General features: G+C 62.5%; 15 protein-coding genes and 1 pseudogene. 3 read left to right on the top strand and 13 right to left on the bottom strand.

Annotation, left to right across the window (positions count from 1 at the left end):
• Positions 1-289: 289 nt before the first annotated feature.
• Positions 290-3091: a glycoside hydrolase family 3 protein gene (locus OMP40_RS19965; protein ID WP_277533987.1), complete on the bottom strand. Its 2802-nt coding sequence runs from the start codon at positions 3089-3091 to the stop codon at positions 290-292.
• Positions 3088-4075: pseudogene (locus tag OMP40_RS19960) on the bottom strand (LacI family DNA-binding transcriptional regulator). The gene OMP40_RS19965 and the pseudogene OMP40_RS19960 overlap by 4 nt, the downstream one beginning before the upstream one ends.
• A gap of 321 nt (positions 4076-4396) precedes the next feature.
• Between OMP40_RS19960 and OMP40_RS40250 the strand changes: the two are divergent.
• Entirely contained in the window at positions 4397-5323 is a 927-nt protein-coding gene (locus OMP40_RS40250; RefSeq protein ID WP_420872022.1) for a type 2 periplasmic-binding domain-containing protein, read from the top strand.
• A gap of 115 nt (positions 5324-5438) precedes the next feature.
• Here the strand turns inward: OMP40_RS40250 and OMP40_RS19950 are convergent, their stop codons facing one another.
• The 9 genes from OMP40_RS19950 to OMP40_RS19910 form a co-directional block, all read right to left on the bottom strand.
• A complete protein-coding gene (locus OMP40_RS19950; RefSeq protein WP_277533985.1) occupies positions 5439-6005 on the bottom strand; it encodes a CBO0543 family protein in 567 nt (188 codons plus the stop codon).
• Positions 6006-6260: 255 nt separating this feature from the next.
• A complete protein-coding gene (locus OMP40_RS19945; RefSeq protein WP_277533982.1) occupies positions 6261-7052 on the bottom strand; it encodes an endonuclease/exonuclease/phosphatase family protein in 792 nt (263 codons plus the stop codon).
• A gap of 315 nt (positions 7053-7367) precedes the next feature.
• Positions 7368-7712: an SRPBCC domain-containing protein gene (locus OMP40_RS19940; RefSeq protein ID WP_277533980.1), complete on the bottom strand. Its 345-nt coding sequence runs from the start codon at positions 7710-7712 to the stop codon at positions 7368-7370.
• A 117-nt stretch (positions 7713-7829) separates the two neighbouring features.
• Positions 7830-8546 carry an SDR family oxidoreductase gene (locus OMP40_RS19935; RefSeq protein WP_277533978.1) on the bottom strand — a complete coding sequence of 239 codons (717 nt, stop codon included), beginning with the start codon at positions 8544-8546 and terminating at the stop codon, positions 7830-7832.
• Positions 8547-8669: 123 nt separating this feature from the next.
• Entirely contained in the window at positions 8670-9230 is a 561-nt protein-coding gene (locus OMP40_RS19930) for an NAD(P)H-dependent oxidoreductase (protein WP_277533977.1), read from the bottom strand.
• A gap of 69 nt (positions 9231-9299) precedes the next feature.
• On the bottom strand, positions 9300-9878 hold the full coding sequence (locus OMP40_RS19925; protein WP_277533976.1) for a TetR/AcrR family transcriptional regulator: 579 nt from the start codon (positions 9876-9878) through the stop codon (positions 9300-9302).
• Positions 9879-9989: 111 nt separating this feature from the next.
• Positions 9990-10406, bottom strand: coding sequence for a hypothetical protein (locus OMP40_RS19920; protein WP_277533974.1), 417 nt, complete (start codon positions 10404-10406; stop codon positions 9990-9992).
• A gap of 133 nt (positions 10407-10539) precedes the next feature.
• On the bottom strand, positions 10540-11613 hold the full coding sequence (locus tag OMP40_RS19915) for a sensor histidine kinase (protein WP_277533971.1): 1074 nt from the start codon (positions 11611-11613) through the stop codon (positions 10540-10542).
• Positions 11610-12215: a response regulator transcription factor gene (locus tag OMP40_RS19910; RefSeq protein ID WP_338131187.1), complete on the bottom strand. Its 606-nt coding sequence runs from the start codon at positions 12213-12215 to the stop codon at positions 11610-11612. Before OMP40_RS19910 ends, OMP40_RS19915 begins: the two co-directional genes overlap by 4 nt.
• A gap of 309 nt (positions 12216-12524) precedes the next feature.
• On the opposite strand from OMP40_RS19910, the gene OMP40_RS19905 reads away from it, so the two are divergent.
• Positions 12525-12656 carry a hypothetical protein gene (locus tag OMP40_RS19905; RefSeq protein WP_277533969.1) on the top strand — a complete coding sequence of 44 codons (132 nt, stop codon included), beginning with the start codon at positions 12525-12527 and terminating at the stop codon, positions 12654-12656.
• Complete coding sequence (locus OMP40_RS19900) at positions 12646-13299, top strand: DUF2306 domain-containing protein (protein WP_277533968.1); 654 nt, start codon at positions 12646-12648, stop codon at positions 13297-13299. Before OMP40_RS19905 ends, OMP40_RS19900 begins: the two co-directional genes overlap by 11 nt.
• 79 nt (positions 13300-13378) lie before the next feature.
• Here OMP40_RS19900 and OMP40_RS19895 read toward each other — a convergent pair whose 3' ends face one another.
• Complete coding sequence (locus OMP40_RS19895) at positions 13379-14698, bottom strand: polysaccharide deacetylase family protein (protein ID WP_277533966.1); 1320 nt, start codon at positions 14696-14698, stop codon at positions 13379-13381.
• A gap of 42 nt (positions 14699-14740) precedes the next feature.
• Positions 14741-15295 (bottom strand): hypothetical protein, encoded by a 555-nt coding sequence (locus OMP40_RS19890; RefSeq protein ID WP_277533965.1) that lies wholly within the window; start codon positions 15293-15295, stop codon positions 14741-14743.
• Positions 15296-16145 lie beyond the last annotated feature (850 nt).

Here is a 16145-nt window from a genome sequence, read left to right as displayed (position 1 = left end):
CTTGTCGGGGATGTGACGTATTCCGGGCCGAAGAGGCGCTGTGCAGCGCTACTTGTCGGGGATGTGACGTATTCCGGGCCGAAGAGGCGCTGTACAGCGTTACTTGTCGGGGATGTGGCGTATTCCGGGCCGAAGAGGCGCTGTGCAGCGTTACTTGTCGATTTTATACTTTCTATTATGTAAACAAAGAGCGCCCGCTTAGGCGCTCTTTGCCGATCCTTGTTGCATATCCCTTATCCCTTATCCCTTATCCCTTATCCCTTATCCCTTATCCCTTATCCCTTACTCCTTATCCTTCTACAAGCTTGAATTCGATCCAGCGGATCGCAAGGCCGGGTTTGACGGCTTCCAGCTTGAGCTCGTACACGCCGGCCGCAAGCTCGACCTTCGGCAGCTTGTGCAGCATCCAGGCGCCGCCGGTCCCGTTCGTCTGGACGGTCGCGACCGGCTCGCCGTTCAGGATCAGGTTGCTCGCGCTCTGCGCAAGCTCGGATTCGTCGGACATGGCGCTCGCGAACAGCCTGTAGGCGCCCGCTTGCTCCACCCGCAGGCAGGTCGGGCCCGCGGCTTCCGGCGCGATCCGCGCGCCGTCCGTCAGCGGCTGCGCGCCTTGCGCCTGCTCCGGGGCAGGGGCGGCCAGCGCCCGGAACGCTTGGGCGCGCTCCCGGGTGACGTCGTCCCGGGCGCCCGCCGGCGCGCGGAGGATGAAGCCGAGGATGTTCATCGCGGACCGCTGCAGCTCGCCCCTGGCAAGCGTGCCGTCGGCCAGCGATTCGATCGTGTTGTCCCCGTAAGCGTTGGTCTCCGCCCCGTAGTTGCTGACGACCATGTACAGATCGTTCTGCGCGCGCACCATCCAGTTCGTGTACTTGCGATCCGGAGCGCCGCCGCGCGCGGCGTCGTTCATGACGGCCCACCAGTCCGTCATGACGATGCCCTCGAAGCCCCATTCGCCGCGAAGGATCGTCGTGTTCAGGTCGTAATTCGACGCCGCCCAGTGCCCGTTGATCGGGTTGTAGGACGTCATGACCGCGTTCGCTCCGCCCTCGCGGACCGCGATCTCGAAGCCCTTCAGGTAGATCTCGCGCAGCGCGCGCTCCGATACGACGGCGTCGACCTTGCTGCGGTGCTTCTCCTGGTTGTTGCAGGCGAAGTGCTTGAGCGTGGCGTTCGAGCCGCCCCTCTTGATGCCCCGCACGCAGGCCGCCGCGAAGGCGCCCGAGATGAGCGGGTCTTCGGAAAAGTATTCGAAGTTGCGCCCGTTAAGCGGGCTCCGCCGAATGTTGAGTCCCGGACCGAGCAGCGCGTCGATCTCGTTGCGCACGAGCTCTCGGCCCTCCAGCACGTACAGCTCCTCGACGAGCGCCGCGTTCCAGGTCGCCGCGAGCAGCGTCCCGATCGACACCTGGGTTGCCTTGTGCCCGCTGTCCATGCGAATGCCGGACGGCCCGTCCGACGTGCAGGCGGCCGGAATGCCGTAGCCGAGCAGGCTGTCGGTCACCCCGCCGAACGCCGAAGCCGTCCCTGGCGTGACGAGCGGGCTGCTCATGCCTTCGCCCCGGACGAGCGCCGCCAGATCTTCGTCGCCGAGCTGCGCGACGAAGGCTTCCAGGCCGACCTTGCCGTCGCGAACGTCTCTCAGCTTGTAGCCGCGATCTCCGGTCTGCGCGATCTCCCGGGGAAGCCGGCGCTCGATGCGGTCCGCCAGCGAGAGCTTGCGCTTCGGCGCGTCCTCGTACGCAAGCTCGTAGGCGCCGTCCGCCCGGCGGGCGCCCGGCTTCATCCGCGAGAGGCTCGCGGTCGGCGCCATCGCTTCCTCCAGCTGCCGCACGATCCCAAGCGCGTCGACGACGTAGCCTTCTTGCCCCTCGAAGGCGACGGCGCTCGCCTTTTTCACGCTCGTACCCGCGTATAGCCGGTAGATTCCAGCTTCCAGTACGTAGGCGGAAGCATGGCCCGTCTTGCCGGCGTCGTCATAGGCGGCCAGCGCGCTGACCGGGAAGCCGAGCGTCAGGCGCTGCGACTGTCCCGGCTGCAGCAGCTCGGTCTTGGCGAAGGCGACGAGCGCTCTGGCCGGGCGTCCCAGCACGCCTTGCGGCGCTTCGGCGTACAGCTGAACGACCTCTTTGCCGGCGTAGAACGCGCCTGTATTCGTCACGACGACGTCGACCGCGATGGCGGCTTCTCCGCCGGCATCGATCAGACGGGCGTCCGCCGCCGCGAGGCCGAACGTCGTATAGGACAGGCCGTAGCCGAACTCGAACTGCACGCGATCCGGACAAAACGTCTCGAAGTACCGGTAGCCGACATAGATGTCCTCCTGGTACAGGTTCGCGAGCTCGTTGCCGTAGTTGCGGGTGGACGGATAGTCGGCCAGCGCGTAGGCGATCGTGTCCGTCAGCTTGCCGCTCGGCGTCGCGTCGCCGGCGAGCACGTCGGCGATCGCGTTGCCGCCCTCCATGCCGCCGTGCCAGGCATAGATGACGCTTGCGATCGGGTGAACGTAAGCGTCGTCCGCCAGCCAGCTCATATCCACGATATTGGAAACGTTGAGCACGACGACGGTCCGCTCGAAGCGCGCCGTCACTTGCCTCAGCATCGCCCGCTCCTCGTCCGTGAGCAGGTAGCTGCCCGGCTCGCCCGCGTTGTCCTGGTCCTCGCCTGCCGTACGTCCGATGACGACGATCGCCTTGTTCGAGACGCGCCTGGCCTCGGCGACCAGTTCGTCCGTCAGCGGCATCTCCCGCTGATGCCAGGGCTCCGCCGCCCAGCCGCCCCCGCCGTTGTCGAACGGGTTCTGCGCGATCCACCGCTCGTAGACAGCCGCGAGCGTCTCGTTTACCGCCACGTTTTCTTTGCCGCGAAGACCGTCCAGCAGGTTTGTCGTATACGCCACATGGACGCTGCCGCCCGAGCCCGTGCCGCTGCGGTAATAGTTCACTTGTATTCTACCGAACACGGCGACGTTGTCCCCTTGGCGCAGGGGCAGCGTCTCGCGCTCGTTTTTCAGCAGCACCGCGCCTTCGGCGGCTACGTTGCGGCTGAACGCCGCGAAGCCCTCCAATGGAACGCCGATCATCGATGTCGTCATTTCGTCTCCTCCTTCAGTTGTCCGACCGATTCGCCTTCGACCAGCCGCACGTAGATCCGCTCCTGCTCGACGGGCCGGCCCTCGAGCATTTTCAGCAGCTGTTCGGCGGCGAGCGCTCCCCCACTTGCGCTTGGAGTAATCGATCGTCGCCAGCCGAGGCTGCATATACTGCGCAAGCTCGATGTTGTCGTAGCCGACCACGTGGACGTCGCGCCCGATCACAAGCGAGGTCTCCGTCCGCAAGTAGTCGCACAGGCCGATCGCCATCTCGTCGTTCAGACAGAAGACGCCGACCGGCCCTTCACCCGCGGCCTCCGCGATCCGCGGCCCCGCCGCATAGCCGGAGGCTTTGTCGAAGGCACCCGGGAGCTCCTCGAGCCTCGCCTCCGGCGCGCGCTCCGCCGCCTGCCTGACCGCCCGCATCCGCTGCCGCGCGTCAAAAGCCGACTCGGGCCCGCTTACGGCAAAAATCCGGTCGAGTCCCCGCCCGAGCAGATGCTCCACCGCCAGCGTCGCGCCTGCCTTGTTGTCGAGCAGCACCTGGTTGACGTTGGGGTGCTCGAGCTCCCGGTCGAGGACGACCAGCTTGTGGCCGCGCTCCGCGTAGCCCAGCAGCTCCACGTCGGCGAACGTCGCGTCGAGGATGATCGCCCCGTCGAACGTCCGCTCCGGGATCATCCGGTGCGAGCGGCGGCCGCTGCAGACGATGAGGTCATAGTCCCTTCGGTTCAGCTCTTCCTTGAGCCCGAACAGCAGATCTCCGTAGAAGTGGCCGCTGAAGTCCGTAAGGAAGACGCCGACGAGCATCGTCTCCCGCTTCTTCAGCATGCGGGCCGCCCGGTTGGGCACGTAGCCCAGTTCGTCCGCGATCGACCGGATCCGGTCCGCGGTCTCCTTCGTGATCCGGTCGCTGCCGTTCAGCGCGTACGATACCGTGGAGATCGAGACCTTCGCCGCGCCGGCGATATCCTTGATGCTGACCAAGCTTCCCCTCTCCTTGCCTCCAAAGCTGAATTTAATAATTATGTTTTGCGAAACGTTTCAATTATTCCAAAACGAAGGGTCCCAAGCAAACAATATATGCCTTTTGCTAAGATCCTTTCTCTAAATTTATCCGAAAAGGGCGTCACGAGCAACATAAAATATAGGTTTGACGCCTTGTTATTGTGGAATTATAATGTCCGTAGAAACGTTTCGATAAAGCGTTATCAGCAGAAAGAAGGTTATATGCGCATGTCCGAATCGAAAGTTCCGTCGTCCCCTTTATCTCCTCAAAAGCTGCCGCTCCTCGTCTACCTTGAACGAATGACCCTGGACGAGAAGATCGCCCAGTTCATTCAACTGGCCGTTCCTTTCTTCGAAGGCGCGTCGGATGCCGGCCAGATCACCGGCCCGATGGCTTCGCTCGGCATCGGCCAGGACACCGTCCGCAGCGCCGGGTCCGTGCTCGGCATGGCCGGCGCGCAGGAGACGATCAATGTCCAGCGCGAGCATCTCGCGCACAATCGCCTGGGCATTCCCCTCCTCATGATGGCCGACATCGTGCACGGCTTCAAGACGATCTTCCCCGTACCGCTGGCCATCGGCTGCTCGTGGGATCTCCCGGCGGGTCCGGACGGCAAGATCGGCACCAAGTGGCAGAACTCCGGCGTCAACAGCAGCTTCATGGTCAACAAGAACGCCGCGCATCCGGAAGCGATCCTGCTGTACTACAACTACATGCTGGACAATCTGGCCAACCCGGCCGCCGGCAGTGCCTACGAGCACGGCTTCGCCAAAGGCTACGACTGGGACATCGTCGACGGCCAGCCGACGAGCGATTCGGCCAAGATCAAGAACTACAACGACAAGTTCCCGTTCATCACCGGCCCGGCGCGCATTCCGGACCTGTACATGAAGACGCTCGTCAAGCTCGCCGACGGCGGCAAGCCGGAGACGCCGTTCGAGAAGCAGCAGGCCGAGTCCCGCAAGCCGGAGAACTGGTACGCCGCCAAGGTCGTCATGTCGCAGATCGACGTGCGCAAGCAGAACTACTTCACCGGCGCCGCGACGCCGACCATGATCGCCAAGTGGAACCTCCTGCGTCAATCCGAGCTCGAGACGTTCAACAAGATCATCTACGACAAGCTGCCGGTCGACGCGTTCGACACGTTCGTCGCCAGTTGGAAGGCGAACGGCGGCGATCAAGTCACCAAGGAAGTCAACGATTGGTTCAGGTCGGTACAGCAATAAGGCGGATGCCCTCCGGCTTGACTTAAACCGATCCGAACGCAGAGAGCCGCCCCCCAAGTCATGTCTTTGACCCGGGGGCGGCTCCTTTGTATTCGATGTGGCGCTCGGCCCTTGCTCAAGACGGCGCTGCCACGCGCCGGCCGCCCCGGCGCAGCAGCGCTTCCAAGCCGCCTTTGACAAGCGCGGATTTGGCGACGTAGAGCGGGAACGAGTAGAAGTGATGCCAGTTAAGCATTTCATAGAGATCGATCCAGACGCTGACGGGCTCCAGAACGAACGCAAATACCGCTCCCATAATCGTTTCCGCGATCAAAAACGACCGCCATTTCGGAAAATACTGATAGACCAGCATATGCAGAACCGGCAGCATCCCCATGTCGATCGCGGTCATCTCCGGAATAAACCGAAACAGCTTATGCGGATAAATCCATAAGTTCAGCTCATAGCCGATATGGTCCAGCAAGAAAACGATGAAGGCGATCGAGATGCCGAATAACAAAATGTCTTTGAGTCTGGCCCGATCGACAAGCCTCCACCAGACGATCCAGGGCAGGATCAACGCCGCCAGCAGCAGCCACCACTGCGGCGCGAACAGATCGTAGCGCAGCCAATATTCATGGCCGAGCTCGGTCAGCTTCCGGTGGACATCCTCCATTTCGCCCAGCAGGGACTCCCTCGACACGCGATTCGACCTCCGATCCGATTCCGATTCGCCGACCGCGGGACCGCGATCGCTCGCCGCTTTCCGGGGAAAAGCGGCCGCGTTTCCATAGATTCAGCGTAAGGGCTCACGCTGGCTATTGTTGCCTGCGGCGGCATAACTATGCGGACGAACGAGATTAATCGGTAACGGCGGCGATTGCCGGGCATACTGGCCGAGGCGGGAGATTCGTGGTCCAAAGGTCGGCAAAGCTGCCGGCCGCCGTTCAACGCATACCTATTTTGTCGACAATACCGCGCAAACAGGGTAGTGATCCGAAGGATACCGCCCCTCGTACAATCCTCGGTCCACTTCGATCCGCTCCACTGCGACGTCCGGCGAAGCGAAAATGTAGTCGATCGGCTCTCCGGTCTTGCCGCCGCGAAAATCGTGGAAGGTCGCCCCTGCCGCCGCCGCACCGCCAGACAACGCCGAATAGCCGTTGATAAAGCCTGCCCGCTCCAGCCCTTTTACGACGGCGTGCGAAGGACCGACGTTGAAGTCGCCCGTCAGCGCGACGGGCGTCCCGGTCCGCTCCCGCAACGCCCCGATCCGATCCACGATCAGCCGCATCCCGTTCGTCTGCGCCGGCTCGCTGATATGGTCGAGATGCGTGTTGAACACCGTCAGTCCGCTCCCCCCCCGTCTCCGCGAGCAACGCCGTTCAGCCGGACCCACGTGCACATCCGCGGATAGTCCGCCCCCCCAGTCCGGCTCGCCGAGCCGCCCGGGCGTCTCCGACAGCCCGAAGCTGCCGTATTCCGCCACGCTCGCCTTGCTCTTCTTGTACCAGACCGCGCAGAACTCGTCTTCTTGCCCGCCGCGCCGGCCTTCGCCCACCCACGCATAATCCGGGAGCAGCGGCACCAGATCCAGCAGCATCGCATAAAGCGCCTCCTGCACGCACACGATGTCCGGATCGTGGCGAAGGATCGCCTGCGCGACGGCACGCGGCCGGTGCGGCCAGGCATGGTCTCCGTCCGAAGGGACGTTGGTGCGCAAATTAAACGTCATGATTTTCCATTTCACGCGTATCACCTCAAGTTCGTCTTGGCGCAACTGCCATGCAACTTGAAACCAGCTTACCGCGCGTGTCCCCCTCCGGTCTATATCCTAACGGAGGGTTTATCATGAATCGTGCATTATTCCCCGGCAGCGCCCTGTCTCCGTTTGTTCGCGCAGCATCAAGCCCAGCCTGGCGATACGATCTAGATTGACGGCTTATCGGTTGGTGGGGCGGAAATCCTCTGAGCAAGCTCCTCCAGCAGCTCGCCCAGTCGGTCGAGATTCTGCTCATTGCCCTCGATACAGTAAGGCTTGGCCTGCTCGAACGCCCGCTTCAGCTTAAAGCGCTGGTTGAACGTGACCCGCGTGCCCCCCGTCCGCAATCGACTCGAACGTGGCAGTTACCCTGAATTGATGGCCCGACAGATGATCAATTACGATGCGTTCCTGGGGCACGACTTCGACAAACGCGCTGACATTCGGGTAGGTTTTGCCGTCCGGCCCATGCATGGTGAAGCGCCACTCGCCGCCAGGTGTGATGTCGCACACGTCGAACGTGTTCGTAAATCCCTTCGGCCCCCACCACCTTGCAAGCCATTCGGGTGTCGTCCAGGCCTCGTACACAAGCGCCCTCGGGAAACGATAATCGCGCGACGTCGCCAGTTCATTCTCCGCTTCGTTCATTCTGGATTCCTCCTTTGGTCTTGCGCGCAGCAAAAGACGCAGCTTCAGTATAAAACCTGACGCTGCGTCACGTGCAAACTGAATGTTAGCCTGGAAGCATTCCGCGCTCAGGCTTCATTACCAGGGAAGCTCGCTGTCCATGTAGTAAAACCCGCCCGTCGGCCCGTCTTCGGGCAGCGTCGCCAGGCGAACGGCCGTAAGCGCGCCTTCCTCCGCGGTCAGCTCCGCCTTGTCGCCGCCCATGCGCGTCTTCACCAGACCCGGATGAACGGAATTGACCTTCAGGTTCGTGCCCTTCGATCGCTGCGACCAGTATGCCGTCAGCATATTGAGGGCCGCCTTCGAGGCCGCGTAGGCCGGGGTGGCGATCCGCTGCGCAAGTTCGTTGTTCAGGATGAAATGAATCGAGCCGAGCGCGCTGCTCTGGTTCACGATGCGGCCCGCCTCGCTCTTGAGCAGAAGCGGCATGAGCGTCTCCGTGATCAGGAACGGCGCGAACGTGTTCACCTCGAACGTATCTCTGAACGCATCGCCCTCGTACGGGCCGCTTTCCGCCCAGATGCCCGCGTTATTGACCAATATGTCCAACCGGCCGTATTGCTGCTCGATATACCGGGCCAGCTCCGCGATATGCGCGGCATTGGTCACCTCGAGCTCGACGCCTTCGGCCTGAATGCCTTCCAGGCGCAGCTCGGCCGCGGCCTTCCCGGCAGCGCCGATCGTGCGCGCCGATACCAGCACCGTGATGCCCTGGCGGCCCAGCTGCCGGGCGACCTCAAGTCCGATTCCGCCGCTTGCTCCGGTTATTAACGCGATTTTGTCGTGGTTTGCCATGATAAAATGCCTCCTCGTATAGGTTCGATATCCAGCGAAAAACCGTTGCCTCTTAGTCCGATATTCGTTGTCCCGATATTCGTTGTCCCCTTGATCCCGCTGCCTTATTATTGCCGCCGCTCGTTACCCGTTGCTTGCAACGAGGTCCGCCGCAGAGACGCGACGAGCGGTCGCCAGGTGACGAACGTACGCGGCTGCGCTCTCGGCCAGTTGTTCGTCCGTCGCATCCCTTGCGTGATGCATCGCGAAGGGCGGCAGATAGTGCGCGCCCACATAGTTCGCAAGCGCCTCGACCGGTCTCGCGATATCCCTGATCGTGAACAGATTGGATCCGCCGGGCCGATACGAATCCGCCGTCCCCGCCGTCGAGATCGCGATGCCGATCTCCTTGCCCTTCAGATGCTCGCCGCCCGGTCCGAACGCCCAGCCCCGCTCCAGCACTTCGTCGAACCACTGCTTGAGCAGCGGAGGCGTACTGTACCAGTAGAGCGGATATTGAAAAACGATGCGGTCGTGGGCGTCCAGCAACGCCTGCTCGCGGCGAACGTCGATCCGGCGGTCGGGATAAGTCCGATACAGTTCGTGCACGGTCGTATCCGGCAACCGCGTCAAGCGCTCGGCCCAGGCCCGGTTGATTCGCGATCGATTCAAATCCGGATGCGCGACGACAATCAATGTTTTCATAGTCATGCTCCTTCGAGGCGAATTATTGGGAACGATCGTTCTACTATGTTGAAAAAAAGGGCGATGCGCTTAAGGCTCCAGAATGCGCATCGTCAGTGCGGCGGTTCGTTCGAGCTTCTCCTTCGCGACCGTCGTCCGCGTCATGACGCGAAGTCCCGTCAACGCATTGTGCAAATATTCGGCGAGCTCCGAGGCGCCGTACCGCTTGGCGAACTCCCCGCTCTCCTGTCCCCATGCGACGATCTCCGCCAGCAGCCGCTCCGTCCCGGCGAACGCTTCGCGGGCTTTCGCGTCCACCTCCGCGTCCCGCAGCGCCAGCTCTGCGGCCGAATTCACGAGCATGCAGCCGGCAGGCGCGTCTTCCTCGCCGTGGATGATGAAGCCGAAGACGAATCGCAGCGCTTCTCCGGCCGAGCCGGACTGCTTGACGCCGGCCGCCAGCCGGCTGCCGATGCGGTCTTCGAACCGCTCCAGCGCCTTGAGGAACAAGGTGTGCTTGTCGGTAAACGTATCGTAAAGGCTTCGGCGGTGAATGCCCATATGCTCGACGAGATCGTTCAGCGACGTTTTTTCGTAGCCCTGCTCCCAGAACAGCTTCATCGCTTTTTCCAGGACGGCGGCTTCTTCGAACTCTTTGCTTCTAGCCATTGGAATTCCCTCCCGACCCCCATCATAGCATTTCGAGAACGAACGGTAAAGAATGTTCGCGACAAACGAACTTGTGGCGCGTCTGTCGGGAAAATGCCTGCGCAAAGACCGTCAACCGATCGCGCGCAGCTCCCGCCCCTGTGCCGACAGCCAGCGGACGGCTTCGTCCCGGTCCTCGAAGCTCTCTTGCCGGTAAGGCAGCGTGCCGAGACCTTCGACCGTGCGATTCACGCTCATCCTGGCGATCGCGCTGTGCGGCTCGAGCATGGCCAGATGGCGAAGCCCGCTCTCGTAGGCGCGCCGGACAAAAAACTCGGCGATCCACGCCTTGTCCTCCGCCTTGATCGCCGAGCCCTCGCGCGTATCCATCAGCACCTTGCTGCCGTATCGCAGCTTCAGCAGATCCGCGCCCTTGAGCAGAATCGTCTGAAATTCCTCGCCGTACGCGAATCCCTTCCACTCGATGACGACGCTCCGCAGCTCGTCGTCCCAAGAGACCTTGCCGTGCTTCGATTCAAAGTAACGCATGCCGTCCAACTCCTCGTCTCATTTTGCGGATCGAACGGGAACGATCATTCTCAAATGAAGACCGATTGACGTTCCGCGTCGTTGCTGCTGAACACAGATTAGCATATCGAGAACGATCAGTAAAGAATTATTTTTACCGATCGTTCTCAATGGGCATCCAGCCGCGCAGCTCCGCTCCGCCCTCCGGCCGGTTGGCCGCCGTCAGGTCGCCGCCGTGCGCGCGAAAGATGCGCCGCGCGATCGCCAATCCAAGACCCGCTCCCCCCGTATCCCGGCTGCGAGACGACTCGCCCCGGTACAGGGGCTCGAAAGCCCGTCCGAGGTCCGCGGGGGCGAATCCGGCGCCCGTGTCCCTGACGATGACGATGACGCGGTCGCCCTCCGTCTCGCAGCGCACGACGACGGCCCCATGCTGCGGGGCGTGTCTCACCGCGTTGTCCAACAGATTGCCGAAGGCGCGGGAGAGCTGATGGGCATCGCCGCGCACGGCGCAAGAACCGGCGCGCGGCAGCTCCGCTACGATCGAAGCGCCCTTCGCTTGCGCGGCGCCGCGCGCGCCTTCGACGGCGCGGCGAACCTCGGCCGCCAGATCCAGCGTCTCTCCTTCGAGCGCGGCGCGGGGATATTCCGTCTTCGCGAACGCGAACAAATCCGAGACGAGACGGTCCAACTGGCCGGCCTTGTCCTGACATACCGCGACGTATCTCTTCGCCTGCTCCGGCGAAGCGGCGATGCCTTGCTCCAACCCCTCGAGATAACCTCTTAACGCGAACAAAGGCGTACGCAAGTCGTGAGCGATCGCCCCGATGAAAAATCGGCGTTCCTCCTCCATCGCCTCCCGCTCCGCCAGCGACTGCCGGAGTCCGGCGAGCATCGCCTCGAAGCCGTCCCGCACCTCCGCGATCTCCCGGATCCGCGATTCGGGCAGGGCGACGTCCAGATCGCCGCCGGCGATCTCCCGGGCGCTCCGCCCCATCGCCTCGAGCGGCTTCGCGATCCATCGGCGCAGGCCATATCCGAAGAAGGCAGCGATCAGCAGCACGCCCGACAGCGCCGCGATCCAAATGCCGGTTCGGCTTGGCGTCCCTTCTCCCAGATGAAGCCCGCCAGCATCTGCGATCGCGGCGATCGCGTACGCCGTCCAGGCGAGCGTCAGGACCGCCAGCAGCGAGAGCGCCAGCAGGCTTCGAATCCGCAGGCGCCTCATCGGGGCTTGCCTTCGAAGCGGTACCCGACGCCCCATACGTTCGCCACATAGCCGGGCCGGGCCGGATCGGGCTCGATCTTCTCCCGCAGCCGGGCGATATGGACGCGAACGGTGTGCTTGTCGCCGATCCCTTCCCAAAATTGCCGGAGCAGCTGCTCGTAAGTGATCACCTGGCCGGGTCGCTCGCACAGCAACCGCAGCAGTTCGTACTCCCTCGGCGTCAGCGGCACGCTGGCGCCGTCGACCTTCACGTCGCGGCTGGCCGGTTCTATCTGCAGCCGGCCGAAGTCGAGCAGCCGCGGCGCGGCATGCATCGGAGGCGCTTCGGCGCGCCGCAGCGCAGCCTTAACCCGCGCGACGATCTCGCTGGGAGACGCCGTCTTGACGATGTAATCGTCGCCGCCGATCCCGAGGCCCCGGATCTTGTGCATGTCGTCGTCCCGCGCGCTGAGGAACAGGATCGGCACGCCGCTGACCGCGCGGATGCTGCGGCAGAGCTCGAAGCCGTCCTGTCCCGGCATCATGATGTCCAGCAGGATGAGATGGACGTCGGACGCATGGAACCGCGCCATCGCCTCCTCGGCGTGGCGTGCCGTCGACACGCGAAATCCGTCGTTCTCCAAAAAAGTCGCGCATCAGCTCTACGATGCTCTCGTCATCGTCCACGACCAGAATCGTCCGCTGCCGCATGTTCGATACCCGCCTTTTCGCCGGCCGCAGTCGGCGGCCTTTCATTGTTATAGCCAGTATAGCACTTCGGGTCCGGCGAACGTCTTCCGGACGACATCGTGATCGTTCGTTGACGGTTTCGTGACGAATGGACGTCCCCTTTCGAGACAAGCCCCGATTAAGCTTAAACGAGCGGCTAGCCTTTATCCCGCTAGCCCAAACCCATTAAAGGAGCGGTTCGCATGTCGTTTCACGGTCAACTTCTGCTCACGGCCAATCTCTGGTTCGGGGCCTCCCTCCTCGTCTTCGTCATCTTCAGATTCGCGCGGCTTCGCGATGGGCGCGGCTTCCGCAGGCGCCGCGATGAACGCTAAGGCCTCGCTTCGCGCCGTCGTTATCGTCGCGATCGGCTTCGTCGTCTGGACGATTCTGAACCGGCTCGTCTTCGATCCGCAGTTCGCCGCCTTCCTCGCTCACAAGACCGATCTGGCGCGTCCGCTGCGGCTGACGGCATGGCTGCGCGTATTGGATGTCCATATCGCGTTCGCCTGTCTGGCGCTGCTGGCCGGCGCGCTGAACTTCGCGGGCCGTCCGCCAAGCGAGCGCAGAACCCGCCATCGGGCGGCCGGGTATTTGTATCTCGCCAGCGTGCTTATCGTCGTCGCGACATCGGGTTACATGGCGCCCTACGCGACCGGCGGCCGTGCGGTGTCCATGGCTTTTAACCTGCTGAACATGCTCTGGATCGCCGTGACGCTCGCCGCGCTCGTGACGATCCGGCGCAAGCAAGTCGACCGTCATCGCCGGTGGATGATTCGCAGCTATGCGTTCTGCTTCACCAACCTGTCCATCCATCTGATCGAGACGGTGTTGACGCGTACGTTCGGCATGCCTTACAAGACGGCATATGCCGTCAGCGTCTATGTCACGATCCTGCTCCTCGCCGCAATCGCGGAATGGGTCGTACGGCGGACCGTCCCGAACCGGCAGCGAACAGAGACGAGCGCGCTTCATTAGGCCGCTTGCCAAGCCGCTCGTCGGGCCCACGGCAAAAACGGCTTCCGCGAGGAAGCCGTTCTTTTCGCCAGCGCCTTATTTAAAAACAACGAATTTTAAATCCTTCTTTTTTAAGATATTCGATGATGGCGGGCAAGGCTTCTACCGTATGCTGGTCTTCGTGCATCACGTACACGCCGCCGGCCGCCTCGATCTCCTTGAAGTACCGGATGATGTCGTCGGCGCTTTTGGCGTTCCAGTCTTCCGGATCGCGGTTCCACAGGAGCGTCTTCATCCGCTCCTTCGCGGCCGCGGAGACGAGCGCGTCGTCGACGGCGCCGTAAGGCGGCCGGAACAGGGTCACCTTCTCGCCGGTCAACGACTCCAGCAGGCTGCTCGTCATGGACAGGTTTTTGCTCCGGTCCTTCGCCGAAGCCTTGGTAAGCACGCTGTGATCCCACGAGTGATTCCCGACAGACATGCCATGCTCGTGCGCGTAGACCACGCCTTCCGGATGGCGCTCCGCGTTTTTCCCGACGAACAGGAACGTCGCCGCGATCTTGTGCGCGGTCAAAATATCCACGATCTTCTTCGTAAGCGGGGAAGGCCCGTCATCGAAGGTCAGGGCGACCTCGTCTTTGGGCAGTCCGAAAAACTTCTTCTTCGCGTCGATGTCCACGACGACGTATCCGGCTGCCTTGGCGCCCTGCTGAAGCGAGGCTTGCGCCGGCGCCGCCTGCTTGTCGGGAATCGCGGCGGCCTCTGCAGGGGCCGCCTCGTGCGCGTCTGCGCGGACGTCCGCATGGACGGCCGCTTCCTTGACGTCGTCCCGCGCGGCGACCGGCTTGACGGGCTCGACCGGAGCGCTCGTCTCCGCAGCGCCGGCCGGCTTCGTCTCGGCGCCGGGCAGCGCATCCGCCCTGCCGCCGGCGGACACATAGAGGAAGATCGCCGCTCCGCATAGCAGCAGGAGGAGCAGCGCCGACAGCCGCGGACCGTACGCCGCAAGCTTCCGCGGCAGCGTCCATCGGCTCCGGGCAGGCAGCTCCCGGGCGATCTTCCCGCCTGCTCCGCCCGGCGCGAGGAGCGAAGGCTCGCCCTGCCGAATCAGGCGAATCTGCGCCAGATACGCCTCGCTGCAAGCGAAATACAGCGTGTCCTGCAACGCGCTCGTCATCCTGACCAGCGCGCTATAATAAGTTTGCCTGTACGGATCCCACTTGGGATACGGCGAGAGCCTCGCCCTGCCGCCGTCCAACGGCCGCAACGCTTCCAGTTCCGAAAAAGTAAGCTCGTCGATATCGATCGCGTAGGTATGCTGCCCGTCTTCGCGGGACACGGCGATCACCATGCGATTCCTGCCGTCCTCGGTTCGCCCGAGCGACAGCAGCTCCATTACCTGTATGCTGTAAGTCTCCATGCCGTCTTCGCCCTTCTGCTCCCGGTCCCGATTGTAATAGCCTTAGTCGGCGGAGACGCCGTCCGTCCGGCCCTGGTTCGAGCCGAACGGAGACGTCAGCCGGTTGGTGAAGTCGTTCACGATCGTCAGCAAATGCGTCTTTTCCTGGCGCAGGGCGTCGAATTTTTGCTTCATCTGGGCGAGCTCCGACTCCAGCCGTTCGCTCTTTTCCTCGAGCTCGCCGATCTTTTTGTTTTTCTCCGCGGAGGTGGCGTTGTACTTCTGGAGCAAGCCCGCGTAGTTCTGCCGTTCGAGCTCGAGCATGCCCTTGAGCTCCTCGATCTCGCCGGTCAGCGCCGCCTGCAGCTCCCGGTAATCCTCCATCATCTGATCGACCTTCAGGTTCTTGTCGCCCAATCGCCGTTCCAGCTCCTGAATGCTTTTTTCGCGCTCCTCGATGACCTTGCCCAAGTTTCTGAGGTCCCGGTTCAGGCGGTCGGTCTGGCCGTTGGCATGACTGAGCCGGTCCTCCAGATCCCGATGGCTCATCTCGACGTGCTGCTTTTCCTTGATCATCTGTTCGACGGCAAAAATCAGATCGAGCGACCTTTTGTCCATATGGCTCCTAGGCACTAATGCCGCGTCCTGCGCCGCTTCGCCATCCCCCGCCCCCCGTCGCGAAGGCCGTTCCCTCGACCGGCGCTTCCGGCGCTTCCTTCCTCAAGTCTATTTCTTCGCGCGAAGGCCGCTGCTCCGCGCCGTTCTTCTTTTTAAGGAAGGGAGAAAACATCGATGAATTCACCTTTTTCTAAAAAAATGTTGATTCGTGTCGAATGATGTTATTTCCATTATAGATGAATTTTCCAATTTATTTGCGGGGCCGAAGTACCTATTTAAATACCGGAACTTAGGCTAAAAGGCGGGGGGGAGCGAGGATGATAGCGCAATCATCGGGACGCGGATCTCTTGCACGGCGGTTTGATCCTATAACGGCGCGTTCGGACCCAGGAGCCGTTATCCTTGCTCCGATCGCGATTTGCGGCCCGCTCGCGGACTCAAGTAACGCTATTTCGGGATTTCCAGCTTTTTTTAGCCTCGATCCGAGTAAATAACGTCCCTCCAGTCCGCCCAATCGTCATTTGGACCGTTTTTTAGGAAAATAGCGGCGCCTGAGTCCGACGCCATCTGCTTGACTTGAATTGACCGAGAAACCCGCATGCCTTGCCTTGCCTGCCCTGACTGCCTGGCTGCCCTGCCTGCCTGACCCGCATGACTTGCCTGCCCTGCCCTGCCCTGCCCTGCCCTGCCCTGCCTGCCTGACCCGCATGACTTGCCTGCCCTGCCCTGCCTGCCTGACCCGCATGACTTGCCTGCCCTGCCTGCCTGCCCTGCCCTGCCTTGCCTTGCCTTGCCTGCCCTGCCTTGCCTTGCCTGCCCTGCCCTGCCTGCCTGCCCTGCCCTGCCTGCC

It is taken from the genome of Cohnella rhizosphaerae, from assembly GCF_029525575.1.
GTDB classification, from domain to species: domain Bacteria; phylum Bacillota; class Bacilli; order Paenibacillales; family Paenibacillaceae; genus Cohnella; species Cohnella rhizosphaerae.
The sequence above is the reverse complement of the archived record's forward strand: the minus strand, read 5'-3'. Positions and strand labels throughout refer to the sequence as shown.